The following is a 23,277-nucleotide window of genomic DNA, read 5'->3' as shown; positions in this document are numbered from 1 at the left end:
CCCATGCTCATTCAGCGCGGCGGCATCGCCGGATCGATGAAACGATGACCCAGGCGCAGCCCCCCGCCCGCTTTATCCACAGCTCCGACTGGCAGCTTGGTATGACCCGTACTTTCCTGAGTGACGAGGCGGCGGCTCGCTTTAGCCAAGCGCGTATCGATGCTATCGGCACGTTGGGCCGTCTCGCCTCGGAGCGGCAGGCACAGTTTATTGTGGTTGCCGGCGACGTCTTTGAGTCCAACCAGCTCAGCCGACAAACGCTGCTGCGCACCGTGGATGCCTTGGAGGCCTTGCCGGTACCCGTGTTGCTGCTGCCGGGCAACCATGACCCGTTGGACGGCTCCTCCATCTTTTCGAGCGCGCCGATGCTAAACGCCTCCCCGCACATCATCGTGCTGCGTGACGAGGCACCCGTGCCTGTTCCTGGTGCGGCGGGTGTGGAGGTTGTCGGTGCACCGTGGCGCAACAAACGGCCGTCCACCGATCTATGTGCCCAGTTGGCGGCGTCGTTGCCGCCCTCGACGGGCGTGACGCGCATCGCGGTCTGCCACGGGCAGGTCGATACGCTCTCGCCTGACCCCGACCGACCGGAGATCATTCGGCTGGAGGCCGCCGAGCAGGCCATCGCGGATGATCGCTTTCGCTACCTTGCGCTGGGTGACCGCCACTCCCTGACCGAGGTGGGCCGTACCGGCCGCATTCACTACAGCGGTGCGCCGGTGGCAACCGCATTTGACGAGGAGCGGCCAAACCACGCGCTGCTGGTGGAGCTGAGCAACGTCGGCGAGTGTCAGGTCGAAGCGCTGGAAGTTGGCGACTGGCGCTTTATTGCCAGCGATCACGTGATCAACGGTCCAAACGACCTGGCGGCGTTTCAGCAATGGCTGGTATCGCTGCCGGACAAGGAGCGCACCGTCGTCAAAACCGGCTTTACCGGCTCGGTGAGTCTACGGGTCCGTGCAGATCTCGACGCGCTGCTGGAGCAGCAGTCGACGCTGTTCGCCAGCCTTCGGCAGCGGCAGCGCACGTCTAACCTGGCGGTGGTGCCCGATCAGCTTGACCGGGACAGCGTCGCCCTGACTGGCTACGCCCAGACTGCTTGGCAGCAGCTTGTTGCGCTCAGCGAGGCCAGTGATCAGAACCAGGCTGGGGTCGCCCAGGACGCGCTGCGGCTTCTCTACCGCCTCAGCGGCAGCGGTGGCGGGTCATGAAGATCCATCAGCTGACGCTGCGAAACTGGCGCGGCGTTCAGGCGGCTGACCTTGTATTCGGCGACGGCGTGACCGTCATCGAAGGCCCGAATGAGATCGGTAAATCGTCGATTGTTGAGGCGCTGCTGCTGCTGTTCAATGAACTGGACTCATCCAAAAAAAAGGCCATTCAGGCGGTCAAGCCTGTAGATGTCGACGCCGGCAGCGAGGTGTCGGCCGAAATCAGTGCCGGGCAAAATCGTTTTGTCTACGGCAAGACCTTTAACAAAACGCCGTCGACAACGCTGAGGATCATAGCCCCGGAAGTCAGTCAAATGACCGGACGGGAGGCACACGACCAGGTAAATACGTTGCTGTCGGAAACCGTCGACATGACCTTGTGGCAGGCTCTGCTGGTTAACCAGGGTGAAAGCCTGGCCGCGGCGGAGCTCAGAGGCTCGGGCAGCCTGCTCAAAGCGCTCGACGAGGCCGCCGGCACCGCAGGACACGGTGACGAAAACCCCGATCTTTTTGCGGCTTGCCAGGCCGAGTATGAGCGCTATTTCACGCTGAAGACCGGCCGACCCAAGTTTCTCGACGAACGAGAAAAGCTCAAAGTCGCGAAGCAGACGCTGGACGATGCGACGCAGGCCATGGCCGCCATCGCGCAGGACGTTGAACGCCAGGAACGCTGCCAACAAGAGCTCGACCGGCTTCAGGCTCAGCTCCCCGAGCTCACAGCGCAGCGAGAGGAACAGGAGCAGAAGCAACGGGCGCTGGAAGCCCAGCGGCAGGCGCTTGTTGCGCAGCAGCGTTTGCTTGACGCTGCGGCACAAACGAATGTGCAGATCACCGGAGAGCTGGCCGAACGGGAGCGGCTCGCCGACGAGATCACGCTGGCCGAGAAGGCTCGCGATGAACTGCGCCAGGCGGGTGAACCGGGGCAGTCGGCGCTCGATCTGCTCGAAAAAAAGGCGGCTGAACTCAAGGCTCAGATCGCGGCAAGCCAGAACGAAAACACGCGGCGGCGCGAGCTTTTGCGGGCAGCCGAAGCGGAGCTGCAAAACCAAAATGACGCTGCACAGCTGGCCAAGCTTGAACAGCAGCTGGCGCAGGTGCAGGACGCGCAGGCGGGCCAGCCCGAGGTTGCCGAGCAGATCGGCGCGCTTCGCGTAACGCAGGATTCCCTGACAAACCTGCGAACGGCGGACCGAGATCTGGAGCTTGCACGGACCCAGCTTGCTGCAGCGGTGACGATTTTTGAGGTTGCCGCCAACCGGGATCTCAAGCTGGCGATTGACCATACGGAACTACAGCTTATTCCCGGTCAGGTACACCGCCAGCCAATCGACGCGAAGACTGCAATCAGTCTTCCGGGTATCGCAGACCTTGAGCTGATTCCGCCGGCTTCCGCCGACGACCTCAGGGCTCGTGCGGGCGAGGCGAACGAGCAGTTTCGCGCACAGCTCCAAGCATGTGGCGTAGCCTCAATCGCTGACGCGGAAACCCAACTACTTCGAAAGACGGATCTCGAGCGCAAGCTGGAGGATCTCAAGACTGTAGAAAAGCGACTGCTTGGCGACCTGAGCACGGCCGAGCTGCGCCAGAAGATTGCCGGCCTTACGGTGGCGCTGGCTACAGCCACCAAGAACCGTCACCCAGACCTTACAGCTCCGGAGAATATGGGTGAGGCAGAGCGAATCCTGGCCGAGAGTCGACAGGCTTATGACTCGACCTCGGACCAGCTGGAACAACTAAGAGCAGAGCTGGACGGAGCGCTGGCGGCCGTGAACGCACAGCGGGAAACCATTCGCGACCAGGAGCGGAATGCCGCCGTCCAGCAGTCTCTGCTCAAGAGCAAACGTGAAGATCTCAAGCGCCTATGTGCCGGTGAGAGCAACGCCTCGCTAAACCATCGCGCCAGGGCGGCAAGCGTCGACCTGGCCCAGCAGCAGGCCGCGGTTCAAACACTCTCGCAGGAGCTCGACCAGCATTCGCCCGAAGCGGCGCAGGCGCTCCTGGAAAACGCGGTGAAGGTCCATGAACAGGTCCTGCGGCAGCTTGATGAGCAGCGGCAGACGTTAGCCGTCTACAACGATCGGCTGGAAAACGCTCGCGCTGACGGGCGGTTCGAGACACTGGAAAACGCGCAGCGCGACTATGAGTTCCGCGAGCGGCAGACCCAGGCGCTCTCCCGTCGAGCGGAAGCGGCAAAGCTGCTGTGGACAACGCTCAGCGACTGCCGCGAGCACGCGCGCCAGGCTTACCTCGAGCCGATGAGCAACGCGGTGCGCAAGCTGGGTCAAATTGTGTTCGGCAACTCCTTTGGCGTTGAGCTCGGCGATGACTGGACGATTACCCACCGTGAGCTGAATGGAAAACGCCTACCGGTTGAGTCGCTGAGCGTTGGTGCGCAGGAGCAGCTCAGCCTCCTAACCCGGCTCGCCGCGGCCCAGATCGTCTCCAGCGCCGGCGGGGTGCCGGTCATATTCGACGACGCGCTGGGCTTTGCCGATCCGCAGCGGCTAAATTCCATGGGCGCCGCGTTTGCCGCCGCTGGACGCAGCTGCCAGGTCATTGTGCTCACCTGTACGCCCGGGCGATTTCAGAACATCGGCGGTGCCGGACTAATCAAGCTTGGCGAATGACTCATGCGGCGGGCGCTAGTCCGCCGCCGAGCCGAACCGTCCGCTAGCTCAACGCTTTGGCCAGCTCAGCCTTCTTTTGTCGACGATACATGTGCAGCAACGGTTCAGTGTAGCCGCTGGGCTGAGCCGTCCCGGCCAGCACCAGGTTGAGCGCAGCCTCGAACGCGACGCCGTCGCAGCCCGGCGCCATCGGCGTGTACTGCGGGTCGTTGGCGTTCTGCTCATCGACCACCTTTGCCATGCGACGGAACGTCTCTTTGACCTGATCCACGGAACAAACTCCGTGGGTCAGCCAGTTGGCGATGTGCTGACTGGAGATGCGCAGCGTCGCTCGGTCTTCCATCAAACCCACGTGGTTGATGTCAGGCACCTTTGAGCAACCAACACCTTGGTCGATCCAGCGCACCACGTAGCCGAGAATACCTTGGGCATTGTTATCCAGCTCACGCTGGATATCCTCAGCGCTGAGCGTTTCAGGATCCCCGAACGGTGGCGTCAGGATATGCTCAAGGCTCGCCTGCTCGCGATTTCCCAGCTCGGTCTGCCGACCCTGGACGTCCACCTGGTGGTAGTGCAGCGCGTGGAGCGTTGCCGCCGTTGGCGATGGCACCCAGGCGCAGCTGGCGCCGGAGAGTGGATGATCCTGTTTGCTGTCTACCATTTCGCGCATCTCGTCCGGCTTGGCCCACATGCCCTTGCCGATCTGCGCTTTTCCGGGAAGCCCGCAGGCGATGCCGAGGTCGACATTCTGGTCTTCGTACGCGCCGATCCAGGGTTGAGCCTTGATGGCGTCTTTGCGCAGCATCGGCCCGGCGACCATGGAGGTGTGGATCTCGTCGCCGGTGCGATCAAGAAAACCGGTGTTGATGAAGACCAGTCGATGCCGAACCGCGGCGATACATTGCGCGAGGTTGATTGTGGTGCGCCGCTCTTCGTCCATCACGCCGATTTTCAGCGTGTAGCGCTCGAGTCCCAGCATATCCTCGACGGCAGCAAACAGATTGTCGGCAAACGCTGCCTCGGCCGAGCCGTGCATCTTGGGTTTGACGATATAGACACTGCCAGTGCGGCTGTTGCCGCGTGTCCCCAGCTGCTTCAAGTCATGAAGAGCGCAGGTTGCTGTCACTACCGCATCGAGCAGCCCCTCGAAGACCTCGTTGCCCTCAGCGTCAAACACCGCATCGGTAGTCATCAGGTGGCCGACGTTGCGCACGAGGAGCAGGCTACGTCCCGGCAAGGTCAGCGTCTGGCCGTCCGGCGCCACAAACTCCCGATCGGCGGCCAGCGTTCGGGTCATGTCTTTGCCGCCTTTGGCAAACGTTGCGCTGAGCGTGCCCCGCATCAGCCCAAGCCAGCAGCGGTAGACCGCAATCTTGTCCTCCGCATCAACCGCCGCAACCGAATCCTCACAGTCAGCGATGCTGGTCAGCGCCGCCTCGAGCACAACGTCAGCGACGTTTGCCGAAGCATCCTTGCCGATCGGGTGATCGGGGTCGATCACAATCTCGATATGGAGTCCGTTGTTCCTGAGCAGGATTCCGCGCTGCGCTCCCTGCTCCCGGTGGCCCACAAACGCCTCGGGGTTCTTGAGGCCGGTAGAGCTACCGCTGGCCAGCATGGCCGTCAGGATGGCAGGGCTGTTGCCTTGATCGATGCGATAGGCGGTCACGTCCGCGTAGCTTGCGTCTTCCAGCGGCACCGCCTGATCAAGAAACTCGGCTGCGCGTTGGATCACACGAGCACCGCGCCGCGGGTTGTAGCCCCCGGCTCGCTCGCAGCCGTCGTCTTCGGGAATTACGTTGGTGCCGTAAAGCGCGTCATAGAGGCTGCCCCAGCGCGCGTTGGCAGCGTTCAGCGCAAACCGTGGGTTGTCGACCGGGACCACCAGCTGCGGGCCGGCCACCTTGGCAATCTCGTCGTCCACACCCTGGGTGTCGATCTCAAAGGGCGCCGGAGCCGGTTCCAGATAGCCAATGGAAACCAGAAACTGTCGGTACGCGTCGGCGTTCCAGCTTTTTGCGGGATGTTCGCGATTGTAGTCGTCCAGCTGCTGCTGCAGCTCCTGACGTTTCTCCAGCAGCTGCCGGTTGACCGGCGTCAGCTCGTGGATAATTCGATCCAAACCCGACCAGAACTCAGCGGCGGACAGGGGCAGATCGGCAAGCAGTTCCGTTTCGACAAACTGCCGAAAACGCGCGTCGATTGTTAGATTCATGCAGGTCTAATGGCCTTCATTTGCGTGCAAAGTGGACACACCGGGTGGCGTTGCCAGCGCCGACGCTTGCGCTGACGATGCCTCACCAGGTGGTCCTCGCCATTTTACCGGCTGCCACGGGCCTTTTCACCCGTGGCATCCGCCGTTTCAGTCACCCGCCGCCTCGTTCAGCACCCCATCCATCATCGCAATGAGCTGGTCGCGGGTCAGACTGTAGGGATGGTCCTGATTCAGCTGGAGCATCTCCCTCATGATCTGGCGAATGGTGATCTCCGCCTCCCGCGCGTTTGGCACCACCATGTAGCGGCGCTTAGGGCTCGCGCTGAACAGAAAATCCACAACCGCTGCCGAGACTTCATCGGGTTTTTTGTACTGGGATCGGTTGCTGGACAGTCGGTCGATGACCTGCTGCATCTCGTTTGAAAAGCGAGAATCCGTGTAGTCGACGCCCGAACGCTTGATCCGCCGCGCAAGGGATTCGCCGATTTTTGAGTCGTAGTTTCCCGGTTCAACGACACTAACCGCCACCCCGAACTTGTTCATCTCTGCCGCGAGCGTGTCGGTGAACGATTCCACCGCGTGCTTGCTCATGCTGTACGCCCCCAAGAACGGCGAGGAGAGTACGCCGGAAATTGATCCGATGGTCGTCACTCTGCCCTGGCTCTCAATCAACATCGGCGCAAAGGCTTTTGTCACCCGATAGGGTCCAAACAGGTTGACGTCCATCTGGAACTGCATGTCCGCCTCGCTCAGCTCCACCAGCGGTCCGACCACCGCAACCCCGGCGTTGTTAACCACACCGTAAAGCCCACGGCCGGCCGCGGCGATTGTCTCGACAGCCGCAGTGATCTCTTCGGGCTTGTTCACGTCGAGCCGGATTCCCTGCACGTTGTTCAGCGCGTTGAGGGACTCCAGATCAGCCTGCTTGCGGGCTCCGGCGTAAACAAAATGCCCCTGAGCGGCCAGCGTTTCCGCGATATTTCTGCCGATTCCGGAGCTTGCTCCGGTCACCAGAATGGCTCGCTGGACAGCATTTTCCTTTTCATGGCCATCCGCTGCAGCGGCGCCGGATGCCAGGGCTGCGATGACCGAGAGCAAGGCCACCCAAAAGCATTGAGATTGAGACTGTTGTTGTTTCATTGTTATCTCCCTTGGAGCGCACACCTTAGCGGGATCAGCGCGTTGCGGTAAGGGAAATGAACCGCAGTTTGCTATCGTCGGATACAGGATGACGAATCCCGAGACAGATCCACCTGAGCTGATCGTCGGTCGACCGCTGCTTGGCATTTCGCTGGTTGTGGTGCTCAGCCTGGTCGCCGTCCTGGGCCACCAGTGGCTGATCCCCTTGGTAGAAAACTACGTGCCGCGCGCCGCCTGCGATCGGTGGCTGGGCACCAATGGGCTCAGCGCCCTGCTGCTGACGGTGACCGCCGGCGCCGGTGTCTGCGTGCTGCTGTTCGGCGTGTTCGCGTCGCGTTACTGGGCGCGGGTAGTGAGTTCGGGACAGCTGCCGCCACCGGGCGCGCTGGTGTTCCGGACGGTGCGACCCGTGCGGCTCGCCAGTGTCCCAGCTCGCGCCCGAGTCGCCAGGTTTCTCCCTCACCTGAGCGGCGTGATGCTGGCGGTCTGCGTGGCCATGGGCCTGTCGCTGCATTGGCGTCTTGTGTCCCCGAACCTCATGCACTTCCAGGCCCTTTGCAGCGAACAACCCTCCACGCCCTGACAAGGGCAACGGGTGCCAACCCACGAATGCTCCCTGTTGATAGACCTGCTTAGAAAAAGTTGGCCGCTTTCCCGAACGTTTTGCGATTTGGAGGGAAAAGGGAGTTTTTCATGCGTATTCCAACATTCAAGATCGCCGCGTTGGCGCCGATTCTGCTGCTGTTGGCCGGAGTCGGACGGGCACAGGACCTTGATCTGATCCTATCCAGCTTCCGCAGCGATATCGATCCCGACGCGACAGGCCAGACCTTCGGCACCCACATGGCTGCTGACGGGATCTGGGCCGTGGTTTCCGGAACCGACACAACCATTCCCGATGGGACGCTCGGAGCGGTCTACCTCTACCGATTCGACAACGGCTGGGTTTTTGAGAAGCGCCTCGAAACGCCGCCGGAGCCGGACACGCCGCGGCGAGTCGGCTGGGATGTTGCGATCGACGGCGAGTGGATCGCTGTCTCGATCCAGAACACCGGCGTTGCTTTGTATCGGCGTGATCAGGGTGGACCAGAAAACTGGGGGTTCCACAGCCGCGTCGTAGAAGACGATAACACCCAGTTCCGCGAGCGGGATGCCAGCCTGACCGTGGCACTGGACGGGGATACGTTGATCGTCGGTGCACCGCTGACCGACTATGGACCGTTCACCGCGGACACCAATCAGGTGGGATCGGTGCTGGTGTACGGCCTCGTTGGCAACGATTGGCAGCTGAGTCAGCTGATCACCATTCCCGCAGCGGACCAGGAACGAATAGCCGGCTTTGGCGGCAGCGTAAAGGTGCTGGGCAATTTGCTGGCTGTCGGCTCGCCCACCTACAGCTTTGCCGGGCTCGGGAGCCCCGGGCAGGTTTGGGTTTACCAGCGGAACACCGCGACGTCAGACTTTACGCTATTCGACACGCTGCGGTCAGACGCGCCGGTCGACAACGGCCGTTTCGGGGTGTCACTGGGTTTGAGTGCCACGACGCTGGCAGTTGGCTCGCCTAACGGTGCCGGTGATCTCACCCCGCTGGCAACCAACGACGGTTCTATCTATATCTTCGAACCGAGCCTCACCGGCTACGACCTGATGGACGAACTGGTCCCGAGCACGCCTGAATTTCTCAACGGTTTTGCCGCGGACCTGGCCATCGAGGGTGATCTACTGTGGAGCGCCGACGAAGCTGCCGGGTTTCTCTTCCGGCGCAGCACGCAGGGTCAGTGGGCAGAGATTGACCGAAATTCGGCGCCTGACTTTCCTCCGCCTCAGACCGTACGGCAGTTCGGCACATCGGTCGCCTTCACCCGAGAGGGTACGCGGCTCCACGGAATCGTTGGGGATCGTATCGCCGAACTGTTGCTACCGGATCCCAATAATCCAGGCATGGATAGGCTGACCCGTGTCGGCGCAGCGTTCTTCTACCTGTTTGACGACGGGCTGTTCGCCGACAGCTTTGAGGACTGATACTGGGGGATCAGCCGAAGCGGATCAGCGGGTGCAGTTAGGCCAGGTGAGTAGCGCTTCCACCAGCGGCGTTGACCGCCTGGCTTCCCCGAGAAACTCGACCACCTGCTCCAGCTGGTCCTTGCTCATGCCGGACGCTGGCCGACACTCGTCAGTACTAGCCGCCAGCCGGAACGCTGAGGCGGTGAGCACCAGGTTATGGTCTGGCGGCAGGACGTGCAGCAAACCGACCGCTGCGTCGGCAGGTTCAAAGGCGCCTTCTGGCTCATCGCGCAGCAGCGCCAGCTCCGCAAAGGTCATTAAGGGGAAGGCGTTGCGGTAATGATCCGGTCCCAGGGCCTCGCGATAGAGCGCGTGGGCCCGCCTGGCAGAAGCCTCGGCATCTTCATAGTCGCCCAGCCCCTTGTGGGCCGCGGCGAGGTTTTGATAGCGCGCCGCTAGCTCGATCTGATCATAGTTTTCGATCGATTCCGTGATTTCGATCAGCGACCGGAAGATGGGCACCGAGTCAGCATAGCGATGCTGCCGAATCAGGCTGAGCGCATAATTTCCTGTGATCGCCAGCGTTTCGCGGTGAGCTGGCCCCAGCACATTCTCAACCAGCGCCTTGGCGCGCAGATGGTCCTCATCCCCGGCGCCGACATGCAGCGACCGTTCGCGAATGCTCGCGCGTTTGGCATAGAAAAGCGCGAGACGAACCTCCGAGACGCCCAGTGCCTCTGCGCCCTCCACGGCCTGGGTGATGTAGTCGAGCGCCGGCTCCGTATCGCCGATTTCGGTCAGGCCCCAGGCGAGGTCACTCATCGCCTGGTACAGGAGCAGCTTTTCAACATCGGTAACAGCATGCGCCTGCATCACCGAGACGGCCTTTCGCAGGTGTGACCTTGAGGCCTCAAGATCTCCCCCCCAGTAAGTCTCGTTGCCAAGCTGGTACCAGTAGCGCCCCGCCTGCATGTTGTCACCAGCCTGGATGACCGGTTCCTCCGCCGCTGCCGCCAGCGCAGCGACAGCCTCTTCGTCGTTACCCATAAACGACTGCGCGCGAGCCTCCAGCATCAGCACTCGGGCCCGTCGGACGCTTTGCTCGGCCCTCGGCGACTGGGCCAGCAGAGCCTTGGCGGACTGCACGGCCTCCAGCGCCCGGGGGTATTTGCCTGCGTCGACCAACCCGGCACCAAATGCCATCGCCAGGTCGCTCTTGGAGCCGGGCGAGAGCATAACCGCCGACTCAAGCTCCTCCAGGCCAAGGCGGTAGACGTCAGCCACCGGGATCTCCAGCGCCTCTTCGTCGCCGCTGTCAAACGGGTTGAGCTTACCGAACAGACCGATCACAAAGGCCAGCGCGGCTTCCGCCTGGTCGCGCTCCTGTGCCAGCTGCCGGAGATGCAGCGTCACCGCTGCGCTACCCAGCAGCACGGCCCCGAGCAGCATCGCGACCAGCCCTCGGTTGCGGCGAGCCCAGCGGCCGGCCCGCTGCAGCGGATTGAGAACCCGTGCGCTGATCGGCCTGCCTTCCAGGAAACGCTGAAGGTCATTCGCCAGCTCGGCGACGGTCGCATAACGCCGATCCGGATCTCGCTCCAGGCACTTGAGCACAATCGCGTCGAGGTCCGCAGCGATCGTCCGATCGGTCATCCGGCTTGGCGGCGGACACGTGAAGTGCCGGGCGTAGTCCACCAGTTCACCCAGCGACTCAGCGGCAGGAATCGGTGGCAGCGAATCGGTCAGGAGTTCAAACAGCAGCATCCCTAAGGCAAAAACATCCGTTGCCGTGGTGACGGGCTCACCCAGAATCTGCTCTGGGGCCGCGTAGCGAGGGGTCATCACCGCCTGCGTTTGCGTATTGCCGGCATCGAGGTCTTTGCTGATGCCAAAGTCCAGCAGCTTAATCTGGCCTTCGCTGTCCACCAGCACGTTGCTGGGCTTGAGATCCCGGTGAACAATCAGGCGTCGGTGGGCATACTCCACGGCGCCGCAAAGCTGCAGCAGCAAACCGAGCCGCTCCGCAAGCTTCAGGCCCTGCGCGGCCTCCGTCAGACTGCGGCCGTCCACCCACTGCATGACGAGGTAGTAGACACCGTCCGACGTATCCCCACCGTCGAGCAGCGAAACGATATTGGGGTGATCCAGCCGAGCGAGAATCTGCATCTCACCGCGGAAGCGACGCCGAGCGTCTTCGGAGGCCGCGAGAGCCAGGAATTTGATGGCGACCGTGTGCTCAAAACGACCGTCGCTGCGCCGGGCCCGGTAAACCCTGCCGCCGCCGCCCGAACCGAGCAGCTCCTGAAGCTCATACGGACCAAACGTCGACCCGGTCATCAGCTCCAGCGACGCGGGGACGGCGGTAACGAGACCGAGCAACTGTTCAGCTTTCCGGTCAGCTTCCAGCAGGGCGCTCAGCTCGGCGTGGAGGCCTGGATCGGTTTGGGCCATCCGGTCGAGCTCGGCCTCCGCCTGCGCGTCCTGCATCTCAAGCAGCCGCTCGAAGTGTTCGTTCACCAGTGCCCGGTCAGCGATCACCGTCGTCCTCCGACATCAACCGATAGAGCCAGGCGCGGGCCTTGCGCCAGTTGCGTCTGACGGAGCGTTCCGAGCTTCCCTCGAGCTCAGCCACCTCCGCCTGGCTCAGCCCCACAAAAAACAGCAGCTCCACCAGGCGGGCAAGGTCGGGAGCAAATTTCTGCAGCTGCGCGAGCGAGTCGTCGACACCCAGGATCAGCTCGTCGGGGTCGCCGGCAGCGCTTCGGGCAGCCGCTTCGGCCAGCGTGACGCGCTGCATGTTGCCGCCGCGCTTCGCTGCGGTGGTAGCCCGGATATGATCGACGGCGACCCTGCGCATGACGGTTGCCATGAGCGCCATCATCGATCGCTTGTCCGGCAGATCTTTTCGATGGCCGCCCGCCAGCCGGGCATAAGCCTCGTGCAGCAACGCGGTGGTTCGCAGGGTTTCGCTGGCGCTGAATTCGCTGCTGATCCGGCGGGCCATCCGCTTAAGGTCCTCATACAGCAGCGCGCTGGCCTGCTCGGGGCTGCCGGTGGTTTCAAGCTGGAGGCGGTTTAGATCGGCGAGCAGCACGTTGACCTGCTGCGCCGGTTCAGCGCCGGCGATCGGACTGCCTGGGGCTTCAGTCATGGAAAGCGGGACGCCGACATCACGAGGCAAGTGTACCAGCATCAGCGGCGCACTCTGCCCCCAAATTTAGGACGTTGGGACCGCGCTCTCCACCAAAACGTCAGCCCCAGAAAAAGGTCAAGCCCGAGCGGCGTGCTACGCCGTCGGGCCTGAATGGAGATCCTTCTCCGACCACAAAACGCTTAGTTTGTCGCAAATCCCTGTGTGGGATCCGCGAGAGCAATCCTTAGAAGCGGTATTCCACGGTGCCAGAAACGGTCAGCGGGTTACCGTAGAAAGCCGTGATGCTGCCTTCCAGTCCCAGCGTGGGGAAGAAGTAGCCGGCCACTTTATACTCTTCGTCAAACAGGTTCTTTCCGTGCAGTCCGGCGCGCCACTGGCCGCCGTCGTCTTCCCACACCAGGCTCAGGTCCCAGAGCGTGAAGGTGTCCTGATCGAGGAACTCGTTGGGCACCTCAAACTGGCTCGCCTCATCGCGGTGCGAGAAGGTGTTGATCACGCTCAGCTGCCCGGATTTTCCGAACAAATCCAGCGGCATCGCATAGTTCAGCGTGAAGCTGCCGGTGAGGTCGGGCGTGTTCTGGAACACCCGCTCGTCAGCGACGTCCACCCCGAACGCGTCAACAAACTCGTTGAATTCCGCGTCGATGTAGCCGACGGTCCAGGCAGCCGACAGGCTGTCGCCACCGGTGAGCAGACTTTCGCCGAGGTATGCCTGGGCTTCCCACTCGATCCCCCTGATGTCCGCGTCAGCGGCGTTGGAGGTAATACCGATAAAGGAGTCGGTGACGCCGTCGCCGGTGGTGTCAACGCCTACCGATCCAGGGATCTGCACGTCGGTGTAGTCCGAGAAAAACACCGCGATCGCCGACTTCAGGCGGCCGTCCAGTGCGCTGGTTTTCCAGCCCAACTCGACGGTTTCCACAAACTCTGGCTCAAACTGCATGAACTCAAAGATGTCCTGCTCGTCGATGTCGCCGTCACCGTCGAGGTCGGGCGCCGCGGAGGTCTGTCCGCGGGGGTCAAAGCTGCCGCCCTTGAAGCCTTCGCTGTAAGACAGGTAGAAGTTGTTATCGTCGTTCGGCTGCCAGGCAACGGATACCCGCGGCACAAACTCGTTGAACTCCTCGCTGCCCTGGAAATCCGACGTCGTCGCGATCGGTATCGCGCTGCCGCCGAAGAACGAGGACGTGCCGCCGATCAGCGTCTCGCGCAGGACGCGGGAGGTCCGCTCGTCGCTGGTGTAGCGTCCGCCGAAGGCAACGCTCCACTCGTCGTTGATGTCGAACGTGAAGTCGGCGAACAGCGACCAGGTGTCCGTGTCAACGTCACCCAGCGTGAAGGCGTTCAAGCCCGGCAGGCCGATCGCCGCACCGGTGTTGCCCAGGATTACGTCGAAGGCGGTAAACGCGTTGGCGTCGAGCAGGTAGGCCCCGATGACGCCGTTCCAGCGATCGCCGCTGTAAAGAAGCTGCAGTTCTTCCGAAAGCTGGTCATTCTCATAGATCACCGGCACGTCGAGATCATCGGACGGCAGGCTGTCAAAGTCGATGGGCGACTGTGTTTCATCGTCGCGGTAGGCCAGAATGTTTTTCAGCGTCCAGTTCTCGTTGATCTCCCACTCGGCTGTCAGCGAGATACCGCGAGCCTCAACTTCCTGGATGGGGTTGTTGAGTCCCGAGCGCGTGTCGAACACGTCACCGAGCACCGGTGCGCCGGTCAGGTTACCGGGGGTCAGGCGATGGCCCTGGCGGGGATCGGAGTCATCCTGGATGTAGTCAGCGGCCAGGCGCAGGAAAAACGTGTCGGTGAGGTCCCACTCCGCGCTGAGACGGCCGGCCAGGATGTCTTTGCTGTAGTTGTCCAAGCCGTTATTCACATTGTCGCCGAAGCCGTCGCGGTTGAGGCTGGCGATCGCGCCGCCCACGCGGAAGGTGTCTGAGAGCGGGGTGGAACCGCTGAACACAACGTCCACCTGGCCGAAGTTGCCCAGGGTTCCGCGGATGCGGGAGCTGGGATCGTCGTCCAGCCGACGGGTGACGTATTTGATCGCGCCGCCAATGGTGTTTCGGCCATAGAGGGTGCCCTGCGGACCGCGAAGCACCTCGATCCGTTCGACGTCAAAAATATCGAGCACGGCCGCCTGCGGCCGGTTGAGGTACACGTCGTCGATATAGATGCCGACCCCCGCTTCAAAGCCTGGCACGGGGTCCTGCTGGCCCACACCCCGAATAAAGGCGGTGAGCGTGGTGTTGGTTCCGCGGGACACTTCCAGCGTTAGATTGGGCGTGGTCTGTCCGATGGCGGTGATGTCCAGCGCCCCGATCATCTCCAGCTGATCGCCCGAATACGCGGTGACCGCGATGGGCACGTCCTGCAACGTTTCCGCGCGCCGTCGGGCGGTGACGGTAACTTCTTCGATCACACCAGTGTTTTCGGTGGTGGATTGCGCGCTGGCCGTCGGGGCAGCGGAAAGACCGACGGCGACAGCCACGGCCAGGGACGAAAGTGTCAATACGGATTGGGTAGACATGGTAGTTCCTCAATGCGCTGCGGGCGCAGATTTAGGCCAGTTTTCAACGAACGCTGAATGAATACTATTTCAACGTTGGTTGAAAAAGCAAGCTGCGGGAAATACCTACGACTTTGGTCGGATTGCTTGTCGCCCGTTAATGGGCCCGCCAGTAAGGCAATTTAGATCGAATTGGCTAGGACTTGGGTACGCAGAGCGCCTCGAAGCCCGCGGCAATAAACTTGGGCATGCGATCGCTGACGCTGGCCATGTCGGAGGACTGGCAGACCCCACCGGAAAGATTGTCGATGCGTCCGGTTTCGGCAAATGAGAGCGTGAGCGCTCCGGAGAGGAAGTGATAGCTCCAATAGAGATCTTGATCGGTACAGTGGGGTAGCGCCCGCCGCAGAGCCGCGATAAAGCGCTTCACGAGCGGATCGAAATAGCGCGTCATCAACTCACCACCCCACTCGGTGGAGCTGTTCACCTGCGCGATGAGCGCAAAATAGTGGCGCCACTTCTCGTGGTCTTCGGCCAGCAGCTGAAGCAGCGGGGTGGTAAACGCGCTAATGATCTCCTCGACGCTGGGTGCATCGTCCTGGTGCCGGCTTTCCACCTCATCCAGCGCCTTCTCGCGTAGCGCGTTTAGCTTCTCCGCCCGGCGCAGGAGCACCGCATCAAAGAGATCCCGCTTCGAGTCAAAATGGTAGTACGCCAGGGCCACGTCAGCCTCGGCTTTTTTCATAATCTGGCGCACGGTGACGCCTGAAAACCCCTCGCGGGCGAACAGCTGCTCGGCGGCGTCCAGGATCCTCTGACGGGTTTGCTGGGCTTTAGGCGACATCGCTTTACTATACCCGCAAACTTGTAATTCAACGAACGTAGAATTAATCTTCAGCGCTCGTTGAATTTTTTCCGGCAAGGATCGTCGACCTATGTCCTGGTTTAGCCCCACGCCACTGCTGCTTCCACAGATGATCAGCAACAACGGTCGTTACCGCGCGGACAAGCCGGCGCTGATCGTCGGCGACAAGACCTTTACCTGGCACGAATTTGACGCCGCTACGGCACGGGTGGCGAACGGTCTTCGGGCTAGCGGTATCGAGCCGGGTCAGCGGGTCGGCATCCTCATGACCAACGGCCAGGCCATGACCGAAGCCATGTTTGGCGCGGTGCGCGCGGGCTGCGTCGCGGTTCCGCTCAACACATCGATCACGGACGCCGCGGTCGCCATCATGCTCGGCGATAGCGAGTCCGCGGCAGTCATCGTCACCGCAGACCATCGGCCGCGAATCGACAAGTCACGCGAATCACTTACCACGGTGCGCTGTTTTCTCTGCGCCGGCGAGCCGGCCGAGGGCTGGGAACATTTTGAGTCCTGGCGGGACAACGCCAGCGCCGTGGCTCCGGTCGTCGACGTCGACCCTGAGTCACCCTGCAACATCATCTACAGCTCAGGCACCACCGGGCTGCCGAAGGGCATCGTGCATTCGCACCGCTGCCGGGCAGCGTGGGCGTACGACATGGCCGTCGGGCTGCGCTACCACTCTGGCGCCAGGACGCTGATGTCGCTGGGGCTTTACTCCAACATCAGCTGGGTCGCTTTGCTGTCGACGATTCTGGCCGGGGGCACGCTGATCGTCATGCCGGCCTTCGACGCGGGTGCTTACCTGAGGCTCGTCGGCGAGCAGCAAATCACTCACTCCACCGTGGTGCCGGTTCAGCTGCAGCGCATGCTCGACCATCCGGAATTTGATGACGCCCGCCTCAGTACGCTGCAGAGCCTCATGTGCTGCGGGTCGCCACTGCCGGAGGCCAGCAAGAACCGAATCATCGCGGGGTTTGGTAAAGCGTTTATGGAGCTATACGGCCTGACCGAAGGGCTTGTAACGATCCTTTCCCCCGAAGATATGGATCGCAAGACACGCTCCGTCGGTCTGCCCTGCCCCGGCCAGCAGATCATCATTCTCGATGACAACGATCAGCCTTGCCCGGTCGGCGAAAGCGGCGAGATTGTAGGACGCGGGCCTCTCCAGATGGCGGGTTACCACAACCGCCCCGATGCGAACGAAGAGGCGACCTACGTGGATGAATCTGGCGAGCGATGGCTGCGCACCGGAGACATCGGGAAACTCGACGAAGAGGGTTACCTGTACCTCGTCGATCGCAAGAAGGATATGATTCTGTCCGGTGGGCAAAACATCTATCCGGCAGACATTGAAGCGGTGCTGGCGGAACATCCCGCCATTACAGAAGCAGCCGTCATCGGGGTTCCCAGCGACACCTGGGGCGAAACGCCGCTCGCACTTGTCGTGGCGCCGGAACCTGTCGACAACGCCGCGGTCCGCGAGTGGGTCAACCAACGGGTTGGCAAACAGCAGCGCGTCGCAGGCGTCACGCAGATCGAGGAACTCCCCCGCAATCCGAACGGAAAAGTGCTGAAGCGAGAACTCCGCAAGGCTTACGGTAGTGTCCTGTCACGTTAATTGGTTGCATTTCAGAGCCCCGTTGGGCGCCAAGAACAAGGCGCATCGCGCCGGCAATGGCCGTAGCCCTTGGCAAGCGATGCAACGCGGTTATTGGTGCCCAAGGGGGCTCCCCCAAGAAATGAAGAAGGGCGCGTCCCACAAGGCAAAGAGCGGCGTTGCGAGCCTTGGCCAGGGAACCACCCTGGCCGGCGGCTCGCGCTTAGTGGTCCGTGCGGTGTGGCTGTCGCTTCAGTCCATCGCTGGGCCCGTCTGGCAAGGCGCGAGCCGCAGCCAATGGCCGGAGCCCTTGGCAAGGCTTGCAACGCGGCCAGACGGGCCCAGCGGTGGACCCGCAGGGCGAGCGCGTCAGGCGCCATGCCGGTGTTGATCCGCCGCGGCCATAGCGAGGGCTATGACCGCGACGAATCGCCTTGGCCTGACGCCTGACACGCTCGCTGAAGCGACAGCCACACCGCACGGACCACTGACCCCAGGGCCTTGTGGACACGCGCTGAAACTCAACCAATTAACGTGACAGGACACTAGGTGGCAAAAATAGTGACGAAAACCCACAACCTGCGCTACGCCCGCAGCAGCGACGGGCTGGAGCTTTTTTATCGAGATTACCCTGGGCCCGAGGATCAGACGCCGGTTGTCTGTCTGCATGGCCTGACCCGCAACAGCCGCGATTTTGAGGACTTGGCGCCCAGCATTGCCGACAAACGGCGGGTGCTGTCGCTGGACTTCCGGGGTCGGGGCCATTCGGATCACGACCCGGACTTCACCCACTACCAACCCCCCACCTACGCCGCGGACACCATCAAAATCCTCGATGACAACGGCATCGATCGGGCGCTGATTATCGGCACGTCGCTCGGTGGCCTGGTGGCGATGATCATCGCGCGTGACTATCCGGGACGCCTTGCCGGCGTGGTGATGAACGACATCGGCCCGGAGATTGCTCCGGAAGGCCTGGCCCGCATTATGGAATACACGGGCAAAACGAAACCCGTTACCACCTGGGAAGAAGCCACGGACCAGGCACGCGCAGTATATGGAGACGCCTGGCGCGATCTGGACGACGCCATGTGGCGCCGGCTGGCGCGCCGCGCCTATCGGGAAAACGCTGACGGTATTCCGGTAGCGGATATGGACCCGGCGATCGGCCGCGCCATCCGTGAAGCGCCGCTCGACCTCGGCGACGTATGGGAACTGTTTGCCGCGCTCAAGCCTGTCCCCACCCTGCTGCTGCGCGGCGCGTTGACCGACCTCCTTGCGCCGGCGACGGTGGCGAAGATGCAGCGGGTCAAATCCGACCTGGCGGTCACTGAAATTCCTAACCGGGGACACGTGCCCCTCCTGGATGAGCCCGAGAGTCTAGCGGCGCTCGACCAATTTCTGAGGCAGGTGCCATGATAAGACTACTGATTTCCGCAGCAATCTTTCTGCTGCTGGTTGCCTGCGGCGGCGAAAAGGCAGCTGAACCGACCGACGGCGAGGCAAACGCACTCAGCCGCCTAACCATCGATGTATCGCGCATCACCGTATCGGGACTGTCGTCTGGCGGCTATATGGCCACCCAGCTTCACCTGGCGCACTCGCGGGTGTTCCAGGGCGCAGGCGTTGTCGCTGCGGGCCCCTGGTGGTGCGCACGTGGCGACGTTTCCCGCGCTCTGTCGCTCTGCACCAAGGGCGGCGATTTTGGGCTGGATGCCGCGGTGACGAGCGCCAAACAGTTGGCGGAGTCGGGCGCGATCGACTCCCTGATCCACCTCGATGGCGATCAGGTGTGGCTGTTTTCGGGCGGCGCGGACACTGCCGTTGCCAGCGATGTAGTCGACGCTGGGGGAGTCTTTTATGGCGCGCTCGAACGAGCTACCGGCCTTGCCGTACAGCTGGACACGGTACCTGCGGCGCACGGTTTTCCCACCGTCGACCAGGGCGCTGACTGCAGCGAGTTTGTTTCTCCCTACATCAACGCCTGCGGCTACGACGTGGCGGGAGAGATGCTGAAGGTGCTTTATGACAGTCCGGACGCGGTCGCTGCCGCGGACCCAAGCGGCCAGTTTGTGCCGGTGTCGGTTCCCGGCGCTGAGGCCGCAAGCCTGCTCGATGAAGCGAGCATCTACGTGCCACCGCAGTGCGCCGCCGGGGACCGCTGCGGCATTCACGTTTCGCTCCACGGCTGCCAGCAATCGTCCGAGGTTATCGGCGACACCTATATTCAGCTCACCGGCTACAACCGGTGGGCTGACGCGCTGGACCTCATCGTCGTCTACCCGCAGGTGAAGGCATCCTCCCTGGTTCCGATGAATCCGCTCGGCTGCTGGGACTGGTGGGGGTACACCGGTGAGGACTACGTCGCGCGGTCCGCGCCCCAGATCACGGCGATCAAGGCCACGCTGGACCAGCTCGCCGGATCCGAGCTGTGACCCTCGCCTGGGGGCTGTTTGCGGCCTACCTGATCGCCACGTCTTGGCTTGGCTGGCTCGGCTTTCGGCAGACGCGTGGGTTCGGTAGCTTTGCCATCGGCAACGGCGACATGAATCCTTACGTGGTCGGCGTGACGCTGGCCGCGAGCACCGCCTCGGCAGCGACCTTCATCATCAATCCGGGCTTCATATACGTAGACGGCTTCTCCGCCTGGTTTCACCTGGTGCCGGGCCTTTGCATCGGCTTTTTCACGATGTTGACCATCCTTTCGTTTCGGTTCCGTCGAATTGGTGCCCAGTCGGGCGCGCTGACCATCCCGGATTGGATCGGGCGGCGCTATGCCTCAACCAGCTTTGCGCTTTACTTCTCTTTGCTGGCCCTGCTCTCGTTTGCTTTTGTCGTGCTGCTCGTCGGCGGCATCTCGATTGTGATGCAGCCCCTACTGGGCCTGACCAATACCCAGGCGCTGGCGCTCACGCTGATTTTTGTCACCGGCTATGTGCTGGTCGGCGGCACCTATGCGCACGTGTTAACCAACGTGCTGCAGGGCACGCTGATGATCGGTGTTTCAATCCTGATTCTCGCATCGGTTGTGTACGTCGTGCTGGGACAAAACGAGCCGATCATCGAGCAGCTGCGCGCCATCGACCCTGGGCTCGTGGCCCCGGTCAAGACGGACGGGCAGCTGTTCAACGACGTCTTTTCAATCTACATCGCCGGATTTGTTATCGGAGCCGTCCTTGTTTGCCAGCCCCACATCCTGACCAAAGCTCTCTACGTCAAGGACGACGCGGCGGTCCGCAGCTACCTGTGGATCTTCTGCGGTGTTTTCACCCTCTTTGCCCTGCTGGTGACCGTCGGCTTTGTGGCGCACCTGGTCGTTCCGGAAGCGGCGCTGGTTGACCCGACAAGCGGCGCATTCCGCCAGGATCTAGTGATGACGGTATACCTGAAGACGGTTTTCCCGGACTGGGTTTTTACGGTGATTGCGGTGGTGCTGCTGGCCGCCGCTATGTCGACCCTTGATGGCCTGCTGGTGGGGCTTTCCACGATCGCCGCCAACGACCTCGCGCTCAATCTGCTGGGTGGCAGCATGACGTCAGAACAGCGCATGAAGCTGGCGCTTCGCATCAGTCACGGCGTGCTGATTGTCGTCGCCATCGCGGCGTTCATCATCAATCTGAATCCGCCACAGCTGCTCGGTGTGTTCGGTCAGGTAGGTGTATATGGGCTGGCCGTTGCCGCCGCGCCGCCCCTCCTGGCGGGCGTGATTTTTCCGTCACCCAAGCTCGCACCGGTATGGGTTGCGTCGGCGGTGGCGCTGGCGATTCACTTCGGCCTCTATTTTGCCGGCGCAAACCTGTTTCCCGAGAGCCCGGTATCGTTCGCCAATCCGGGCGTCACCGCGGCTATCGCCACGCTGGTGGCACTGCCGCCGCTGATGATCTTTGGGGCGCTCGCCGGCTGGACCCGGGCCGCTCCGGCGGCCGAGGTTTCATCCGTTTGAAATAAGAAGCCGGGGCGGCGCGAGGCTTCGACCCTGCGGCGGTGGCGGACTATACTGCCTCGCTCGTGCCCCAGCTCGTCGTGACCCATCCGCCGCTATGAACCTGCCCGCCAGACATTACGTTCCGAGTCTGCGCCGAAAGCCCGATGACATCTGCTACTGCGGCAGTGGCAAACGGTTTGGTGACTGCTGCGGAAACCCGGCCGAGAATCGTCCCTATCCGGTCCAGCTCAATGTCATCCATAACTTCGTGACGCCGGCGGAGCGAAAACAGCTCCTGCGTTTCGCCCAAAAGCAGGAGCGCAAGTGGCTGATGATGGTCGACAAGGAGCGTTCGACGCCGGAGAAAAACGTCCAGATCAGAGATCCCGGCCGCGTGACGCAGGCGGTCAACATGGGCAAGCGTGAGTCGGTCATGCAGGCCTGGGTTCGCGAAGCGCTGAAGGAACAGGTCGGCACGCGCTACGGTTCGCCAGTGCAGCGCTTTGAGCCGCCCTACATCCTGCGCTACCCGCCGGGCGGAAAGTACGTGCTGCACTGCGACGGCGAACAGTTCGACGAGCATGCGCAGCGCTGGTACCGGATTCGCGACCGGGACGTCAGCCTGCTCATTTACCTCAACGACGACTACGAAGGCGGCGAGCTCCAGTTCGATGTCCTCAACTTTACCTATAAGCCTCAGGCCGGCGATCTGGTGTTTTTTCCGTCAAACCATCTCTTCAGCCATCAATCGATGCCGATCATTTCGGGCTACAAGTGGGCCATCGTGTCCTGGTCTTGCCTGGCCCACACCCCCCGTGTAACGGCCCATATGAAAAACTGGAAGACACTGCCCGTCTAGTCATGAAGCGGGTTTACCCCGTAGCGCCCAGCTTCTATGATCCCGGCGTCTATGGCGCTTAAGACCTCCGATCGATGCAAAATCCACCGTGTGACCTCGCCGGCCTGAAAATTCCTTCCATCGGGCTGGGGTGCATGAATCTCTCTCACGCCTACGGCCCGCCCCTGCCAGAAGACGAAGGGCAGGCGCTTCTCAACCGTGCGCTCGAGCTGGGCGTGATCCATTTCGACACCGCGACCCTCTACGGCAACGGGCACAACGAAGCGTTGGTGGGCAAGACCATCAAGACTCAGCGCAGCCGGCTGTTCCTCGCCTCGAAGTGCGGCATGACCATCGGCGATCGCGGTCGGGTCATCGACGGCACTCCCGCCACGCTGGGCCGGCAGATTGACGCTTCGCTGACCCGGCTGCAGACCGACGTCATCGATCTGTATTACCTGCACCGACTCGATCCGGAAGTGCCCATCGAAGACAGCGTGGGCACGCTCGGCCGCTTCGTTGAACAGGGCAAGATCCGCGCGGTGGGCCTGTCGGAAGTGTCCGCACAGACGCTACTTCGAGCGCATGGGGAGTTTCCTGTGACGGCGGTGCAGTCGGAGTACTCTCCCTGGACCCGGAACCCGGAGCTCGGCGTGCTGAGTGCCTGCCGGGAGATCGGCGCGGCTTTTGTTGCCTTTTCGCCGGTGGGTCGAGGGTTCCTTACTGCATGCTGTCCTCGACCGGACGAGCTGGCCGACGGAGATATTCGCCGGAATATGCCGCGATTCCAGGCGCCGCATTATGAGAAAAACCTGTCATGGCACGCGGAGTTTACCGGGCTGGCCGAAGATTCCGGGTGTACGCCGGCGCAGCTGTCGCTGGCTTGGACGCTCGCCCAGGGCGAGCACGTTCACGTGATTCCAGGCACGACCCGCCAGGACCATCTGGTCGATAACCTTGGCGCCGGGTCGGTGAACCTGTCGACTGACACGCTGAGACGCGTCGGTGAGATTGTCAGCCAGGCAAACGTGAGCGGCGCGCGCTACGGCGCCGCCACCCAGCAGGACATCGACACCGAAGAGTTTGAGTCGGGCTGAGCCTGAGGCACAGCTTGCCGCATGCGCAAACCGCCCCGTCGAAACTCACCTTGCCGACGCTGATTCCCGCGCCTAACGTATTTCAACGTATC

16 protein-coding genes are annotated in these 23,277 nt (G+C 62.3%); 10 read left to right on the top strand and 6 right to left on the bottom strand.

Annotation, left to right across the window (positions count from 1 at the left end):
* The first annotated feature begins 44 nt into the window (after positions 1-44).
* A complete protein-coding gene (locus AAF358_16385) occupies positions 45-1,211 on the top strand; it encodes an exonuclease SbcCD subunit D (GenBank protein ID MEM7707135.1) in 1,167 nt (388 codons plus the stop codon).
* Positions 1,208-3,838 carry an AAA family ATPase gene (locus AAF358_16380; protein ID MEM7707134.1) on the top strand — a complete coding sequence of 877 codons (2,631 nt, stop codon included), beginning with the start codon at positions 1,208-1,210 and terminating at the stop codon, positions 3,836-3,838. The genes AAF358_16385 and AAF358_16380 overlap by 4 nt, the downstream gene beginning before the upstream one ends.
* Positions 3,839-3,881: 43 nt before the next feature.
* Here the strand turns inward: AAF358_16380 and AAF358_16375 are convergent, their stop codons facing one another.
* Complete coding sequence (locus AAF358_16375) at positions 3,882-6,053, bottom strand: malate synthase G (protein ID MEM7707133.1); 2,172 nt, start codon at positions 6,051-6,053, stop codon at positions 3,882-3,884.
* 147 nt (positions 6,054-6,200) lie between these two features.
* Positions 6,201-7,193, bottom strand: a complete 993-nt coding sequence (locus AAF358_16370; GenBank protein ID MEM7707132.1) for an SDR family NAD(P)-dependent oxidoreductase — start codon at positions 7,191-7,193, stop codon at positions 6,201-6,203.
* 88 nt (positions 7,194-7,281) lie between these two features.
* On the opposite strand from AAF358_16370, the gene AAF358_16365 reads away from it, so the two are divergent.
* Both AAF358_16365 and AAF358_16360 read left to right on the top strand, forming a co-directional pair.
* On the top strand, positions 7,282-7,776 hold the full coding sequence (locus AAF358_16365; protein MEM7707131.1) for a hypothetical protein: 495 nt from the start codon (positions 7,282-7,284) through the stop codon (positions 7,774-7,776).
* Between the two features lie 110 nt (positions 7,777-7,886).
* The gene (locus AAF358_16360) at positions 7,887-9,215 is read left to right on the top strand and encodes a hypothetical protein (protein MEM7707130.1); all 1,329 of its coding nucleotides are present in this window, start codon (positions 7,887-7,889) and stop codon (positions 9,213-9,215) included.
* 24 nt (positions 9,216-9,239) lie between these two features.
* On the opposite strand, the gene AAF358_16355 is transcribed toward AAF358_16360, so the two are convergent.
* The 4 genes from AAF358_16355 to AAF358_16340 all read right to left on the bottom strand — a co-directional run bounded on the left by AAF358_16355 (position 9,240) and on the right by AAF358_16340 (position 15,704).
* Positions 9,240-11,735, bottom strand: coding sequence for a serine/threonine-protein kinase (locus AAF358_16355; GenBank protein MEM7707129.1), 2,496 nt, complete (start codon positions 11,733-11,735; stop codon positions 9,240-9,242).
* Positions 11,725-12,348 (bottom strand): ECF-type sigma factor, encoded by a 624-nt coding sequence (locus AAF358_16350; GenBank protein MEM7707128.1) that lies wholly within the window; start codon positions 12,346-12,348, stop codon positions 11,725-11,727. Before AAF358_16350 ends, AAF358_16355 begins: the two co-directional genes overlap by 11 nt.
* A gap of 226 nt (positions 12,349-12,574) precedes the next feature.
* The gene (locus tag AAF358_16345) at positions 12,575-14,881 is read right to left on the bottom strand and encodes a TonB-dependent receptor (protein MEM7707127.1); all 2,307 of its coding nucleotides are present in this window, start codon (positions 14,879-14,881) and stop codon (positions 12,575-12,577) included.
* Positions 14,882-15,056: 175 nt separating this feature from the next.
* On the bottom strand, positions 15,057-15,704 hold the full coding sequence (locus AAF358_16340) for a TetR/AcrR family transcriptional regulator (GenBank protein ID MEM7707126.1): 648 nt from the start codon (positions 15,702-15,704) through the stop codon (positions 15,057-15,059).
* Positions 15,705-15,795: 91 nt separating this feature from the next.
* On the opposite strand from AAF358_16340, the gene AAF358_16335 reads away from it, so the two are divergent.
* The 6 genes from AAF358_16335 to AAF358_16310 all read left to right on the top strand — a co-directional run bounded on the left by AAF358_16335 (position 15,796) and on the right by AAF358_16310 (position 23,185).
* Positions 15,796-17,346 (top strand): AMP-binding protein, encoded by a 1,551-nt coding sequence (locus AAF358_16335; GenBank protein ID MEM7707125.1) that lies wholly within the window; start codon positions 15,796-15,798, stop codon positions 17,344-17,346.
* A gap of 540 nt (positions 17,347-17,886) precedes the next feature.
* Positions 17,887-18,744 (top strand): alpha/beta hydrolase, encoded by an 858-nt coding sequence (locus AAF358_16330; GenBank protein ID MEM7707124.1) that lies wholly within the window; start codon positions 17,887-17,889, stop codon positions 18,742-18,744.
* On the top strand, positions 18,741-19,760 hold the full coding sequence (locus AAF358_16325; GenBank protein MEM7707123.1) for a PHB depolymerase family esterase: 1,020 nt from the start codon (positions 18,741-18,743) through the stop codon (positions 19,758-19,760). The genes AAF358_16330 and AAF358_16325 overlap by 4 nt, the downstream gene beginning before the upstream one ends.
* Complete coding sequence (locus AAF358_16320) at positions 19,757-21,268, top strand: hypothetical protein (GenBank protein ID MEM7707122.1); 1,512 nt, start codon at positions 19,757-19,759, stop codon at positions 21,266-21,268. The genes AAF358_16325 and AAF358_16320 overlap by 4 nt, the downstream gene beginning before the upstream one ends.
* Before the next feature lie 97 nt (positions 21,269-21,365).
* Complete coding sequence (locus AAF358_16315) at positions 21,366-22,109, top strand: 2OG-Fe(II) oxygenase (protein MEM7707121.1); 744 nt, start codon at positions 21,366-21,368, stop codon at positions 22,107-22,109.
* Between the two features lie 74 nt (positions 22,110-22,183).
* Entirely contained in the window at positions 22,184-23,185 is a 1,002-nt protein-coding gene (locus AAF358_16310) for an aldo/keto reductase (GenBank protein MEM7707120.1), read from the top strand.
* Positions 23,186-23,277: the final 92 nt, after the last annotated feature.

The sequence above is a fragment of the Pseudomonadota bacterium genome (assembly GCA_039033415.1).
In the GTDB taxonomy this organism is placed as follows: domain Bacteria; phylum Pseudomonadota; class Gammaproteobacteria; order Xanthomonadales; family SZUA-38; genus JANQOZ01.
Note: the sequence above shows the minus strand (reverse complement) of the source record. Positions and strands in the feature narration are given on the sequence as shown.

What these genes read in the sequence shown, in the direction of transcription:
- AAF358_16385 (MEM7707135.1), top strand. Translation starts at nt 45, where the DNA reads ATGACCCAGGCGCAGCCCCCCGCCCGCTTTATCCACAGCTCCGACTGG.
- AAF358_16380 (MEM7707134.1), top strand. Translation starts at nt 1,208, where the DNA reads ATGAAGATCCATCAGCTGACGCTGCGAAACTGGCGCGGCGTTCAGGCG.
- AAF358_16375 (MEM7707133.1), bottom strand. Translation starts at nt 6,053, where the DNA reads ATGAATCTAACAATCGACGCGCGTTTTCGGCAGTTTGTCGAAACGGAA.
- AAF358_16370 (MEM7707132.1), bottom strand. Translation starts at nt 7,193, where the DNA reads ATGAAACAACAACAGTCTCAATCTCAATGCTTTTGGGTGGCCTTGCTC.
- AAF358_16365 (MEM7707131.1), top strand. Translation starts at nt 7,282, where the DNA reads ATGACGAATCCCGAGACAGATCCACCTGAGCTGATCGTCGGTCGACCG.
- AAF358_16360 (MEM7707130.1), top strand. Translation starts at nt 7,887, where the DNA reads ATGCGTATTCCAACATTCAAGATCGCCGCGTTGGCGCCGATTCTGCTG.
- AAF358_16350 (MEM7707128.1), bottom strand. Translation starts at nt 12,348, where the DNA reads ATGACTGAAGCCCCAGGCAGTCCGATCGCCGGCGCTGAACCGGCGCAG.
- AAF358_16345 (MEM7707127.1), bottom strand. Translation starts at nt 14,881, where the DNA reads ATGTCTACCCAATCCGTATTGACACTTTCGTCCCTGGCCGTGGCTGTC.
- AAF358_16340 (MEM7707126.1), bottom strand. Translation starts at nt 15,704, where the DNA reads ATGTCGCCTAAAGCCCAGCAAACCCGTCAGAGGATCCTGGACGCCGCC.
- AAF358_16335 (MEM7707125.1), top strand. Translation starts at nt 15,796, where the DNA reads ATGTCCTGGTTTAGCCCCACGCCACTGCTGCTTCCACAGATGATCAGC.
- AAF358_16325 (MEM7707123.1), top strand. Translation starts at nt 18,741, where the DNA reads ATGATAAGACTACTGATTTCCGCAGCAATCTTTCTGCTGCTGGTTGCC.
- AAF358_16315 (MEM7707121.1), top strand. Translation starts at nt 21,366, where the DNA reads ATGAACCTGCCCGCCAGACATTACGTTCCGAGTCTGCGCCGAAAGCCC.
- AAF358_16310 (MEM7707120.1), top strand. Translation starts at nt 22,184, where the DNA reads ATGCAAAATCCACCGTGTGACCTCGCCGGCCTGAAAATTCCTTCCATC.